The sequence below is a fragment of the Caballeronia terrestris genome (genome assembly GCF_001544515.1).
In the GTDB taxonomy this organism is placed as follows: domain Bacteria; phylum Pseudomonadota; class Gammaproteobacteria; order Burkholderiales; family Burkholderiaceae; genus Caballeronia; species Caballeronia terrestris.
Genome location: NZ_FCOL02000025.1, coordinates 21,478 through 33,873 on the forward strand (window position 1 = coordinate 21,478; position 12,396 = coordinate 33,873).

At 64.2% G+C, this 12,396-nt stretch carries 8 protein-coding genes and 2 riboswitches; of the genes, 1 reads left to right on the forward strand and 7 read right to left on the reverse strand.

The window, feature by feature from the left end; genetic code table 11:
• From AWB67_RS20360 to AWB67_RS20390, 7 genes are all read right to left on the reverse strand, one after another.
• Complete coding sequence (locus tag AWB67_RS20360; protein WP_087658040.1) at positions 1–1,020, reverse strand: fimbrial protein; 1,020 nt, start codon at positions 1,018–1,020, stop codon at positions 1–3.
• Positions 1,021–1,162: 142 nt separating this feature from the next.
• Entirely contained in the window at positions 1,163–2,551 is a 1,389-nt protein-coding gene (locus tag AWB67_RS20365; protein WP_087658041.1) for an L-serine ammonia-lyase, read from the reverse strand.
• A gap of 31 nt (positions 2,552–2,582) precedes the next feature.
• Positions 2,583–3,662, reverse strand: a complete 1,080-nt coding sequence (locus tag AWB67_RS20370; protein ID WP_087658083.1) for an alginate lyase family protein — start codon at positions 3,660–3,662, stop codon at positions 2,583–2,585.
• 150 nt (positions 3,663–3,812) lie between these two features.
• The gene (gcvP, locus tag AWB67_RS20375; protein ID WP_087658042.1) at positions 3,813–6,740 is read right to left on the reverse strand and encodes an aminomethyl-transferring glycine dehydrogenase; all 2,928 of its coding nucleotides are present in this window, start codon (positions 6,738–6,740) and stop codon (positions 3,813–3,815) included.
• A 65-nt stretch (positions 6,741–6,805) separates the two neighbouring features.
• A complete protein-coding gene (gene gcvH, locus AWB67_RS20380) occupies positions 6,806–7,186 on the reverse strand; it encodes a glycine cleavage system protein GcvH (protein WP_087658043.1) in 381 nt (126 codons plus the stop codon).
• 67 nt (positions 7,187–7,253) lie between these two features.
• Complete coding sequence (gcvT, locus tag AWB67_RS20385) at positions 7,254–8,375, reverse strand: glycine cleavage system aminomethyltransferase GcvT (RefSeq protein WP_087658044.1); 1,122 nt, start codon at positions 8,373–8,375, stop codon at positions 7,254–7,256.
• A 125-nt stretch (positions 8,376–8,500) separates the two neighbouring features.
• Positions 8,501–8,632, reverse strand: a riboswitch (glycine riboswitch).
• A 23-nt stretch (positions 8,633–8,655) separates the two neighbouring features.
• A riboswitch (glycine riboswitch) is annotated at positions 8,656–8,756 on the reverse strand.
• 63 nt (positions 8,757–8,819) lie between these two features.
• On the reverse strand, positions 8,820–9,866 hold the full coding sequence (locus AWB67_RS20390; protein WP_087658045.1) for an oxidoreductase: 1,047 nt from the start codon (positions 9,864–9,866) through the stop codon (positions 8,820–8,822).
• 383 nt (positions 9,867–10,249) lie between these two features.
• On the opposite strand from AWB67_RS20390, the gene AWB67_RS20395 reads away from it, so the two are divergent.
• Positions 10,250–12,334 carry a UvrD-helicase domain-containing protein gene (locus tag AWB67_RS20395; RefSeq protein WP_087658046.1) on the forward strand — a complete coding sequence of 695 codons (2,085 nt, stop codon included), beginning with the start codon at positions 10,250–10,252 and terminating at the stop codon, positions 12,332–12,334.
• The last annotated feature ends 62 nt before the right edge of the window (positions 12,335–12,396 follow it).

Genomic DNA, 12,396 nt, shown 5'->3' on the forward strand with positions numbered 1-12,396 from the left:
TCACTGGTAACTCAACGTAAAGGTGGCCTTCGCATTCGCCGATCCGGGCGTGATCAAACCGGTCTTCACGTAGTGCACCTTGAACGGCACGACTGTCACGCCGGGCGCGTTCAGCGCGTTGAGCGGGATCTGATTGACCGTGCCGGCATCGGCGGAATCCGGGCCGTACGCGATGATCCGCGATTCCTGCTCGATCTGGTAGGCCAGTCCGGCCGCACTCGAATCCGGCGAGAGCGTGAGGTTCGCGGTGCGGTTGCCGGGGTTGAACGCGTCAGTGAAGGTGATCGCCGCGGCGATGCCGGCGGGGCAATCGAGCGAGAGGCTGAACGTGGCTTCGCCCGCCGTCGATCCAACTGCGCCGAAATCGGAAACCTTGGCCTTGGGGACGGGCACAGCCAACGCGGAATTCTGGACCGTGCAGGCCTTCGCGGTCACCGTAAAACGAGCGTTCGCCAGTTGGAGAACAATGCCCCGGGTCGCTCCGTTATAAAGTTGCCCGCCAAAAGCGCTGGGAAGATTCGACGTACCGGCTGACACAGGACCCGTGGCAATTAACTGAACGCGGACGCTTCCCACCGCATCGAAACTCCCAGCACCGGCTACTTCCGGAACAGCGGGGTATCGAATCAAGTTCGCGGCGTTGATATCCGCGGGTTGCGATGCTCCCAGAGCGACCGCCGACTTGATGCCGACGCCTGGAATGCCGCTTTCGTACACTGCGTCGAAGCCAGGCACTGAAACCTTGGCGCTGCCAAACGTGTATGAACGAGTATCCGCGGCACTATTGCAAATCACCGGACTCCCCGATTTCGCAAGCCAATTGCTGTCCCACAAAATTTGGCCAGGGGCTACGTTGCGGGGTACAGCAAGACTGGCAGGCATGGTAATGCGCCCTGAGTCCTGAGAGGACTCACTACAGGTGGCCATCGCCGGCTCGGTCATGAACAGGCTCACCAATGCGCCAACCAAAAAGGCCAAGCTCTTTCCCAGATAAATGCGACGGTCGATTCGGCGGCTCATGTCCTGCTCCAGATTGAAGAGCCGTCATGTTCGCTTTTTCAAGATCACCGACGAATAGGATTTAACTCAAATTTTTGAGACGACTCCGAAATTCCAGACTTTGCTGCCGATCCGCTCCCCATGAAGCACGTCAGCTTGCGCCTCAACACTCCACGATATTCACCGCCAACCCACCCCGCGACGTCTCCTTGTACTTCGTCTTCATATCGGCGCCGGTTTCCCGCATCGTCTTGATAACCGAATCCAGCGACACATAATGCGACCCGTCCCCGCGCATCGCCATGCGCGCGGCGTTGACGGCCTTCACCGATCCCATCGCATTCCGTTCGATGCACGGAATCTGCACCATCCCGCCGACGGGATCGCACGTCAGTCCGAGGTTGTGTTCCATGCCGATCTCGGCGGCGTTCTCGACTTGCGCTGGCGTCCCGCCCATCACGGCCGCAAGAGCGCCCGCCGCCATCGAGCACGCGACGCCCACTTCCCCCTGGCACCCGACTTCCGCGCCCGAAATCGACGCGTTCATCTTGTAAAGGATGCCGATTGCCGCCGCAGTCAGCAGAAAATCCACCACGCCCTGCGAGTTCGATCCCGGCAAGAACCGGTCGTAGTAATGCAGCACAGCGGGAATGATCCCGGCGGCGCCGTTGGTCGGCGCCGTCACGACGCGCCCGCCGACCGCGTTCTCCTCGTTCACCGCGATCGCATACAGGTTGATCCAGTCGATCATCGATAGCGGATCACGCAGCGCCTGTTCCGGCTTGCCCACCAGCGCGCGATACAACAGCGGCGCGCGGCGCTTGACCTGAAACGGCCCAGGCAGATTGCCATCGGCTTCCGGGTTATCGATGCCGCAGCCGCGCGCTACACACGCCTGCATCACATCCCAGATGCGCAACAGGCCCGAGCGGATCTCGTCCTCGCTGCGCCACACGCGCTCGTTCGCCCACATGAGTTGCGCGATCGACTTGCCCGATTCGTTGCACATCTTCAGCAACTCGTCGCCGGTCAAAAACGGATACGGCAAGTGTTCATGCGCTGTCAGCACCGCCGTATTTGCCGCGCCCGCCGTCACGACGAAACCACCGCCCACCGACAAATAAGTCGCCTCGCGCAGCAACGCGCCGCTCGCATCGAAGGCGTGGAGTTTCATGCCGTTCGGATGCTCGGCGAGCGCCTGCCGATAAAACCCGATGTGCTCCTTCTGCACGAAGCCGATCTCATGCTTGCCCAGCAACGACAGTTTTTTCGACATGCGCACGGTATCGAGCCGCGGGCTGATCGTCTGGGCATCGACGGTATCGGGGGCGTCGCCCATCAGGCCGAGCATCACGCCGCGATCCGTGCCGTGGCCCTTGCCGGTCGCGCCGAGCGAGCCGTACAGCTCGCACTTCACCGATGCCACCGCGTCGAGCAGTCCGTCGCGATCGAGCCCTTGCACGAACATCAGTGCCGCGCGCATCGGCCCGACCGTATGCGAGCTCGACGGACCGATGCCGATTTTGAAAAGGTCGAAAACGCTGACTGCCATGACTGCTCCTGCTTCGATTGCAAATTACGGATTAGGATGAGCGCGCCGCCAGCGGCAGGCAGACCGCGAGCCACGCCGGCGGCGTCGGGGCGAGCCGCAAGGCAACGGGCGCGTAGCGGCCGTCGAGACGCGCCGCCAGATGAAACAATTCAGCCGAGTTTTTCGGGTCCCACTGGCCCGAATAGCCGGGCAGACCGGCCTCGCGCCGCTTGGCGTCGAAGGGAACGGACGAGTGCACGAATTCATCGTGCGACCGCGTGCCGAGCGCGTAAGGCGTGAGCCAGTTGAGCGCGCTCGCGAGCGTCGCGCCCGTCGGTGCGCGCTCGGCGATCCAGTTGCGGTTGTGACGGCGCGCGGCGAGCGCCGCCGTCACGAGCGGCTGGAGATCGTAGGTGACGTAGCGCAGCGCGTCGCGTTCGGCGAAATCGACGGTCGAGCCGTCCGGCGCGATGTTGTCGCCGACATGCTCCACGTAGAGACGCTGCGCCGCGTTGATCAGCTTGCGGTCGTCGATGGTGAACGCGCCCATCGAAATCAGCTTGATCCGGTGACTCTGCCAGTTGTCGCGATAAGTGCCCGTGAGCGGCCGCTTCTGCTCGTCGATATCGGCGACGTAGCCCGTCACCATCTTCGTGATGAACGCGTTCGCCGGGTTGCGCGTGCGCACGGGCAGCGCACTCGCGGTGAGATCGTAGGCGAGGATCAGCGACTCGAAATTGGTTTCGTCGATCGGGTTGAAGCTCGGCTGGTAAGTCGTGACCCACGCGAGCATGAAACGGTCGACGAGCCGCAGATAGCGCTCGTCGCCCGTCGCGCGCCACGCGAGCGCGGCGTCGCGCATGAGGCCCAAGTCCTTCTCCGCTTCGACGCTCTCGTCGTAGATGCCCTCGTGCGGCAGCGTGCCTTCGGTGTGTAGTTTCGCGCGCGCCTTCGGCTGATCGTTGACGTGCGATTGCACCATCGCAACCAGCGCCTTCACGCCCGGATCGGCGTTCGTGCGCTCGCTCGACTGCATCGCGGGCGCGGCGCAAAAATTCATCGCGGCGTGCGCGGCCGTGCTTCCGATCGCGCTCGCGGCCAGCAAGGCGAAGGTCGCCTGAATCGCCTGCATTCCCCGTCGACGTCCCGCTTCATTCCCCTCTCGCACCTTGAGCGCCATGCGAACTCCTTGATTGGCTTTGGTTCGGGGAGAGATGTTAGCCGGGTTTGGTCGTGTGGAGCAAAATCGCCCGGTGGTCCGGGCGGCTTCCTTGAAACAGGCTTAGTCGTCGTATTCCGATACCGGCACACACGAGCACATCAGGTTGCGGTCGCCGTAGGCGTTGTCCGCGCGGCCGACCGGCGGCCAGTACTTGCGCTCGACCAGCGACTTCAGCGGATACGCCGCTTCCTCGCGCGAGTACTTGTGCGTCCATTCATCGGCGGTCACGACGGCCGCCGTATGCGGCGCGTGCTTCAGCGGATTGTCCTCGCGATCGGCGCGGCCTTCCTCCACCGCGCGGATTTCCTCGCGAATCCCGATCATCGCGTCGATGAACCGGTCGAGCTCTTCCTTCGATTCCGATTCCGTCGGCTCGACCATCAGCGTGCCGGGCACCGGGAAGCTCATCGTCGGGGCGTGGAAGCCGAAGTCGATCAGGCGCTTGGCGACGTCTTCCACCGAAATGCCGCTCGATTCCTTGATCTGGCGCACGTCGAGAATGCACTCGTGCGCGACCAGCCCGCCCGCGCCGCTGTAGAGCACAGGATAGTGCGGCGCGAGGCGCTTCGCGACGTAGTTCGCCGCGAGAATCGCTGTCTCGGTCGCAGCGGTGAGGCCCTTCGCGCCCATCATCGCGATATACATCCACGAGATCGGCAGGATCGCGGCCGAGCCGTAAGGCGCTGCCGACACCGCGCCGATGCCGCTCTCGTCGCGCTGGTAGCCGGTCGAATGCTGGTTCGGCAGGAACTTCGCGAGATGCGCGCCGACCGCGACCGGACCGACACCCGGTCCGCCGCCGCCATGCGGAATGCAGAACGTCTTGTGCAGGTTCAGGTGCGAGACGTCGCCGCCGAACTGGCCGGGCGCGGTGAGACCGACCATCGCGTTCATGTTCGCGCCGTCGACGTACACCTGGCCGCCGTGGCCGTGCACGATCTCGCAGATTTCGCGGACGTTGCGCTCGAACACGCCGTGCGTCGACGGATACGTGATCATGATCGCCGCGAGATTCGTCGAATGCTTTTCGGCCTTCGCCTTCAGGTCGTCGATATCGACGTTGCCGTTCGCGTCGCACGCGACCACGACCACCTGCATGCCCGCCATCTGTGCCGACGCCGGATTCGTGCCGTGCGCGGACGCCGGAATCAGGCAGACGTTGCGATGCCCTTCGCCGCGTGACGCGTGATACGCGTGGATGATCAGCAAGCCCGCGTACTCGCCTTGCGAACCGGCGTTCGGCTGCAGCGAAACGGCGGCGTAACCCGTGCACGCGACGAGCATCTGTTCGAGCTGGTCGATCATCGTCCGGTAGCCGACGGTCTGCTCGGCGGGCGCGAACGGATGAATCTGCGCGAACTCGGGCCACGTCACCGGCAGCATTTCCGAAGTGGCGTTGAGCTTCATCGTGCAGGAGCCGAGCGGGATCATCGTGCGGTCGAGCGCGAGGTCCTTGTCGGCCAAGCTGCGCAGGTAGCGCAGCATCTCGTGCTCGGAATGATGGCGGTTGAAAACCGGATGCGTCAGGAACTCGCTCGTGCGATGCAGTTCGGCCGGCAGCGATTCGGCGAGTGCGGCATCGAGGGCGTCGATGTCGAAGGTCTCCGTCTTGCCCGCGACTTCCGCGAACAGCGCGAAGAGCTTCGTGAGATCGTCACGCGTGGTCGTTTCATCCACCGAAACGCCGACGCGGTTCGCATCGATGTGACGCAGGTTGATGTGCGAGCCCGACGCCGCCTGATGCAGCGCCGTCGTGTTCGGGCCGCTTTCGATCGTGACAGTGTCGAAGAACGTGTCGTTCGCGAGCGCGTAGCCGAGCTTCTGCACGCCGGCCGCGAAGATCGACGCGACGCGGTTCACACGCAAAGCAATCGTCTTCAGGCCGTGCGGGCCGTGGTAGACGGCGTACATGCTCGCCATGATCGCGAGCAGCGCCTGCGCGGTACACACGTTCGACGTCGCCTTCTCGCGGCGAATGTGCTGTTCGCGCGTTTGCAGCGCGAGACGCAGCGCGGATTTGCCCTGCGCGTCGACGGTCACGCCGACGAGGCGCCCCGGCATCTGGCGCTTGAATTCGTCGCGCACGGCCATGTATGCCGCGTGCGGGCCGCCGAAGCCGACCGGCACGCCGAAACGCTGCGTATTGCCGATCGCGACGTCCGCGCCCCATTCGCCAGGCGGCGTGAGAAGCGTGAGCGCGAGCAGATCGGCGGCGACGACGACATGGCCGCCCGCCGTGTGGATCGCTTCGGTGAGCGCGCGGTAGTCGCGCACGTCGCCATTTGCGCCCGGATATTGCAGCAGCACGCCGAACGCGTTCGCCGTGGCGGCATCGGCGGCCGGACCAACCTTCACCTCGACGCCGACCGGCTTCGCCCGCGTGCGCACGACTTCGATGGTTTGCGGCAGCACGTCGTCGGCGACGTAGAACACGTTCGACTTCGGCTTGCCGATGCGTTGCAGGAGCGTCATCGCTTCGGCGGCGGCGGTGGCTTCGTCGAGCAGCGACGCGTTCGAGATCGCGAGGCCGGTCAAGTCGATGATCATCTGCTGGAAGTTCAGGAGCGCTTCGAGACGCCCTTGCGAAATCTCAGGCTGATACGGCGTGTAGGCCGTGTACCACGCCGGATTTTCCAGAACGTTGCGCAAGATCACGGCCGGCGTGTGCGTACCGTAATAGCCCTGACCGATGTAGGTCCGGAACACCAGGTTCTGGTCCGCCAGCTTCCTGAGCGACGCCAGCGCTTCCGCCTCGCTCTTCGGCTGTGTGAACGCGCCGAGCGGCAGCGTTTCATGGCGGCGGATCGATTCCGGGATCACCGCGTCGATGAACGCCGCGCGCGTGGCGAAGCCGAGCGCGTCGAGCATCGCGCGCTGGTCGGCCGAATCGGGGCCGATGTGCCGCTCGGCAAATGCATCGTGGCATTCGAGCGCGGCGAGTGACAGGGATGAGCGGTTCATCAGACGATCCGGGTGTTCGAGCTTCATGTGAATTCCTGCGGGTGCGGTTTCGGCGGCTTCCGCCTGGAGAAACCGCACCGTCGATTAAAAGGTTATTCGCCGATCGAGTTGCCGTAGGCGGCGGCGTCGAGCAGCTTGTCGGTGCTGGCGTCGGCGGCGGGCTTGATCTTGAAGAGCCAGCTTTCGTACGGCGCGCCGTTGATCTGATCGGGCGCGCCCGTCAGTCCGTCGTTGGCCGCGACGATTTCGCCCGCCACCGGTGCATAAATGTCGGACGCAGCCTTCACCGATTCGATGACCGCGATCGCATCGCCCGCCGCGACAGTCTTGCCCGCTGCCGGCAGTTCGACGAACACGATGTCGCCAAGCGCTTCCTGCGCGTGATCGGTGATGCCGATGGCGAGCGTGCCGTCGGCCTCGGTGCGGACCCATTCGTGCGATTCGGTGTATTTCAGTTCGGCCGGGATGCTCATTGGATGCTCCTGTGCGTGGTTCTTCGTGATGGATCGGGACGTGCGCGAAAAGGTGCGAAACGCCTGTTTACAGGCTCGCGAGCACCTTTCCGTTGCGCACGAAGGGCAGTTTTACCACGCTGGCGGGAAGTTGCTTGTCGCGGATCACGACCTGCACGATGTCGCCGGGATTCACGCTCGCGGGCACGCGCGCGAACGCGACCGATTCCTGCATCGACGGAGAAAACGTGCCACTCGTGATCTCGCCCTCGCCCGCCGGCGTGACCACTTTCTGGTGAGCACGAAGCACGCCACCGGCGCGGCCGTTTTCCTTGTGCAGGATCAATCCGACGAAGTTCGACTTCTGGCCGTCCGCTTCCAGCGCCGTGCGCCCGATGAAGTCGCGCGACGATTTCATGTCGACGGTCCAGGCGAGGCCCGCGTCGAGCGGCGAGACCGTTTCGTCCATGTCCTGGCCGTACAGGTTCATGCCGGCCTCCAGGCGCAGCGTGTCGCGCGCGCCGAGGCCGGCGGGCTTCACGCCGGCGTCCTTAAGCGCGTTCCAGAACGCCTCGACGTGCTCCGCCGGGACGACGATCTCGAAACCGTCCTCGCCGGTGTAGCCGGTGCGCGCGAGCATGACTTCGCCGAACGGCGTCGACGGGAACTGCACGGCGTTGAACGGCTTGATGGATTCGGTGGCGGCGCGTGTTTCGGGCAGCACTTGCCAGACTTTCTCGCGTGCGTTCGGGCCCTGCACGGCGACGATGGCCAGATCGCGGCGCGGCGTGATCGTGAGGCCGAATTCGGCTTCGGCGTTCAACTGGCCGAACCACGCGATGTCCTTCTCGGCGGTGCCCGCGTTCACGACGACGCGAAAGTTGTCCTCAGCGAAGTAATAGACGATGAGGTCGTCGATCACGCCGCCCTTGCTGTTGAGCAGGCACGAGTAGAGCGCCTTGCCGGGCGTGGTGAGCTTGTCGACGTTGTTCGCGATGGCGAGCTTGAAGAAGTGGCGCGCGGCGTCGCCGTTGAAATCGACGACGCGCATGTGCGACACGTCGAACATGCCGGCGTCGGTGCGCACGGCCTTGTGTTCGTCGATCTGCGAACCGTAGTTGACGGGCATGTCCCAGCCGCCGAAGTCCACCATGCGGGCGTTGAGCGCGAGGTGTGCGGCGTGCAAAGGCGTGTGTTGAAGTTCGGTCATCGGGGCCTCGGTTCGCAAAAACAAAAAAGGCCATGCAGCGACTGCGCCCGTGGTTTCGGCTTTTCAGGCGGCGGCGGCGTGTGCCGATGCAGCATGCAAAGCTCAAACCGCGTGGCGGATCGAAGCATGACCCCTCTGTCCTCGGTACCTGAGAGATTGCGCGGACCGTTGAAAACGATCCGTCGCGCGCCCCTTCGGTGGGCACTGGCCGACTTATTGACCAAGTCGAGGCCGTGCCGCTCTCCAGAGTGCGAAGAAACGGCGCAAAACGAGCAATTTCTTCGACGCGGCCGGTCCTTTTGCCTGAGAGTTTGTGGGTGTGCCCCTTCGGCGGCGCGGCACGCGAAAACCAGCGGCCACGCGCTCTCCCGACGCGTGCGGCCGAATTTACGCGACCGAATTGGCGTTGTCAAACCAATTTGGGAGTCGGCTGAGTGACACCGCTCACCCGATCCGCGCGAAGTCCACGCGCCGCCCTTCGGCGTCGCTTTGCATCGCGAGTTCGATGATCGTCATCACGTCGACGGCGTCTTCAGCCGATACCGGGAACGGCTTTTTATCGAGGATCGATGCCGCGAGCGACCGGTAGTAGTCGGCATACGCGCCGTCGCGCGTGGCGAATTCGTGGCGCAAATCGTGATCGCCGTCGACTTCGCGCAGGAGACCCGGCGGATTCTTGCCGAAGGCGGTATCGCCCGGACGCAGACCGGCCTTTAGTTGATCCTCTTGCGTGTCGAGGCCGGTTTTCACGTAGCTGCCGCGCGTGCCGTGCACCGAAAAGCGCGGCGGCTCGAGCGCCGCCAAAGCGGTCGCGTGGAGCACGACCTCCTTGTCGCCGTAGCCGAGCAGCAGATGCACGTAATCCGGCGCGTGCGCGTGGTCGCGATGCTGGCGCACCGTCGCGAAAACCGTCTTCGGCGTGCCGAACAGCACGAGCGCCTGATCGATCAGATGCGGCCCGAGATCGAACAGCAAACCGCCTCCGCGCGCGCTCTCCTCGCGCCAGCGCTGCGGCACTTTCGGACGAAAACGGTCGAAATGTGACTCGAAGTGCGTCACCCGCCCGAGCCGCCCGCTTTCGATCAGCCCGCGCAAAGTCATGAAATCACCATCCCAGCGACGATTGTGGAACGGCGCGAAAAGCAAACCGCGCGAGGCGGCGAGGTCGGCGAGCGTGCGGGCATCGCGCGCGGAGAGTGTCACCGGCTTGTCGACGACTACATGCTTGCCTGCTTCCAGCGCGCGGCGCGCGAGGTCGAAGTGCGTGTCGTTGGGCGTCGCGATCACGATGCATTCGATGTCGCCGAGCGCGAGCAGTGCGTCGAAATCGGGGACGATCGCGGCCTTCGGGAAATCAGCCTGCGCCCGCTCCGTTTGGCTCGTCGCGATGGCCGCGACCGTCGCGCGGCCGCAGTGCTCGATGACGGGCGCGTGAAACGTCGCGCCGGCCAGGCCGTAGCCCATCACGCCGACTCTCAGTAGTGAATTCATGCGGGCATCCTTCGTTTTAGCGATGTCAATATTGTGGCACGGCGCGCGTGGACGACCGCAGTTTTTACCGGCGTGCCCGGGCGGCCGAGGCACAGCGCGCACCGGAGAAACAATGGCCTCCGCTTGCATGCCAGAGCGGAGGTTGGTGCGCCCTCGGCTCCCACGCAAACACGGGGCATTTTGCGGGCCACGACGCGCAAAAAAGAGTCAATGGCACACGCAACTGCAGTCCTCCGAGCCCGATCGAGCCCCATCAAGCGCCCGATTTATCCGTGTTAACATCGCGCTTCTCGAAATTGCGCGCGCTTTTGAAACGCCAGTTTCGCTGTCCATCCGGCGGCCGCCGTTGCCTTCCGCCCAACGCCTCTCAAAGTCCACACACGATGTCCGCAGGTCTCAACGCCGCGCAAAACGAAGCGGTGCGCTATCTCGACGGTCCCTGTCTTGTCCTCGCCGGGGCCGGCAGCGGCAAGACGCGCGTGATCACGCAGAAGATCGCGCATTTGATCGAACGCAAGGGTTTCGAGCCGAAGCACATCGCCGCGCTCACCTTCACGAACAAGGCCGCGCTGGAAATGCGCGAGCGCACAGCGAAGCTCCTCGACGGCAAGACGCTCACCACGCCCGGCAAGGAAGGCCGCAAGGTGCCCGTCAACCAGTTGACGATCTGCACCTTTCACTCGCTTGGCGTGCAGATCATGCGGCAAGAAGCGGCGCACGTCGGGCTGAAGCCGCAGTTCTCGATCATGGATTCCGACGATTGCTTCGGCATGGTGCAGGAACAGCTCGGCACCACCGACAAGGGCCTGATCCGCAAGATCCAGTCGATCATCTCGCTGTGGAAGAACGCGATGGTGTCGCCGGATCAGGCGTCGGTGCTGGCCGCGACCGAGGACGAGCATCAGGCGGCGATCGTCTACCGCAGCTACGCCGCAACGCTGCACGCGTACCAGGCGCTCGATTTCGACGACCTGATCCTGCGCCCCGCGCAGCTTTTCGCGGAAAACGAGCAAGTGCGCGACAAGTGGCAGAACCGCCTGCGCTATCTGCTCATCGATGAATATCAGGATACGAACGCCTGCCAGTACGAGCTGCTTAAGTTGCTGGCCGGCCCGCGCGCGGCGTTCACGGCGGTTGGCGACGACGATCAGGCCATCTACGGCTGGCGCGGCGCCACGCTGGAAAATCTCGCGCAGCTCGGCAAGGATTTCCCGAAGCTGCACGTCGTGAAGCTGGAGCAGAACTACCGCTCGACGGTGCGAATTCTGACCGCCGCGAACAACGTGATCGCGAACAATCCGAAGCTCTTCGAGAAGAAGCTCTGGTCCGAGCACGGCATGGGCGACACGATCACCGTCACCGGCTGCAACGATGAGGAACACGAGGCGGAATCGGTCGTGTTCCGTCTCTCGGCGCACAAGTTCGAGCGGCGCGCGGCGTTTCGCGACTACGCCATCCTGTATCGCGGGAATTTTCAGGCGCGCATCTTCGAGCAGGTGTTGCGGCGCGAGCGCATTCCGTACGTGCTCTCGGGCGGCCAGTCGTTCTTCGACAAGGCCGAGATCAAGGACATCATCGCGTACCTGCGCCTAATCGCGAACCCCAACGACGATCCCGCGTTCATCCGCGCGATCACGACGCCGCGCCGAGGCGTCGGCAACACGACGCTCGAAGCGCTCGGATCGTTTGCGGGCGCGGCGAAGGTGTCGCTGTTCGAGGCGGTGTTCATGGGCGGCATCGAGGCGCGGCTGTCGGCGCGGCAGGTCGAGCCGCTGCGCACATTCTGCGACTGGATGCAGCGCCTCTCCGACCGCGCCGCACGCGACCCGGCGACGACCGTCCTCGACGACATGATGGAAGCGATCCATTACGAGGCGTATCTCTACGATGCCCACGACGAGCGGCAGGCGCAGTCGAAGTGGCAGAACGTGCTGGAGTTCTGCGAGTGGCTGAAGCGCAAGGGCACGAAGCCTGAGCGCACGGGCGATGCCGAGCAGACCGGCTACGACAACGCCGACGGTTTCGGCGACGAGGGCAAGAACCTGCTCGGGCTGATCCAGACGGTCGCGCTGATGTCGATGCTCGAAGGCAAGGACGAAGACCCCGACGCGGTGCGGCTCTCGACGGTGCATGCGTCGAAGGGGCTGGAGTATCCGCACGTGTTTCTGGTGGGCGTCGAGGAAGGGATCATGCCGCACCGGGGCGGCTCGGACGATGGTCCCGTCGACGAGGGGCGGATCGAGGAGGAGCGGCGGCTGATGTATGTCGCGATCACGCGGGCGCAGCGCAGTTTGCATCTGAACTGGTGCAAGAAGAGGAAGCGGGCGCGGGAGACGGTGGTGTGCGAACCGTCGCGGTTCATCCCGGAGATGCTGCTCGACGATGCGCCGCCGCCGACCGAAGACGAAGCGCCGATGACGCCGAAAGACCGGATGGCGATGCTGAAGGCGATGTTGCAGAAAGGGTGACACTGTCTCAGGCGAAAAGGCCCTGCGAATGCTGGCATTCGCAGGGCCTTTGCTTTTGCCGC

Excerpts from the sequence above, each read along its gene's own strand:
- AWB67_RS20360 (WP_087658040.1), bottom strand. The coding sequence starts at position 1,020 with ATGAGCCGCCGAATCGACCGTCGCATTTATCTGGGAAAGAGCTTGGCC.
- AWB67_RS20365 (WP_087658041.1), bottom strand. The coding sequence starts at position 2,551 with ATGGCAGTCAGCGTTTTCGACCTTTTCAAAATCGGCATCGGTCCGTCG.
- AWB67_RS20370 (WP_087658083.1), bottom strand. The coding sequence starts at position 3,662 with ATGCAGGCGATTCAGGCGACCTTCGCCTTGCTGGCCGCGAGCGCGATC.
- gcvP (WP_087658042.1), bottom strand. The coding sequence starts at position 6,740 with ATGAAGCTCGAACACCCGGATCGTCTGATGAACCGCTCATCCCTGTCA.
- gcvH (WP_087658043.1), bottom strand. The coding sequence starts at position 7,186 with ATGAGCATCCCGGCCGAACTGAAATACACCGAATCGCACGAATGGGTC.
- gcvT (WP_087658044.1), bottom strand. The coding sequence starts at position 8,375 with ATGACCGAACTTCAACACACGCCTTTGCACGCCGCACACCTCGCGCTC.
- AWB67_RS20390 (WP_087658045.1), bottom strand. The coding sequence starts at position 9,866 with ATGAATTCACTACTGAGAGTCGGCGTGATGGGCTACGGCCTGGCCGGC.
- AWB67_RS20395 (WP_087658046.1), top strand. The coding sequence starts at position 10,250 with ATGTCCGCAGGTCTCAACGCCGCGCAAAACGAAGCGGTGCGCTATCTC.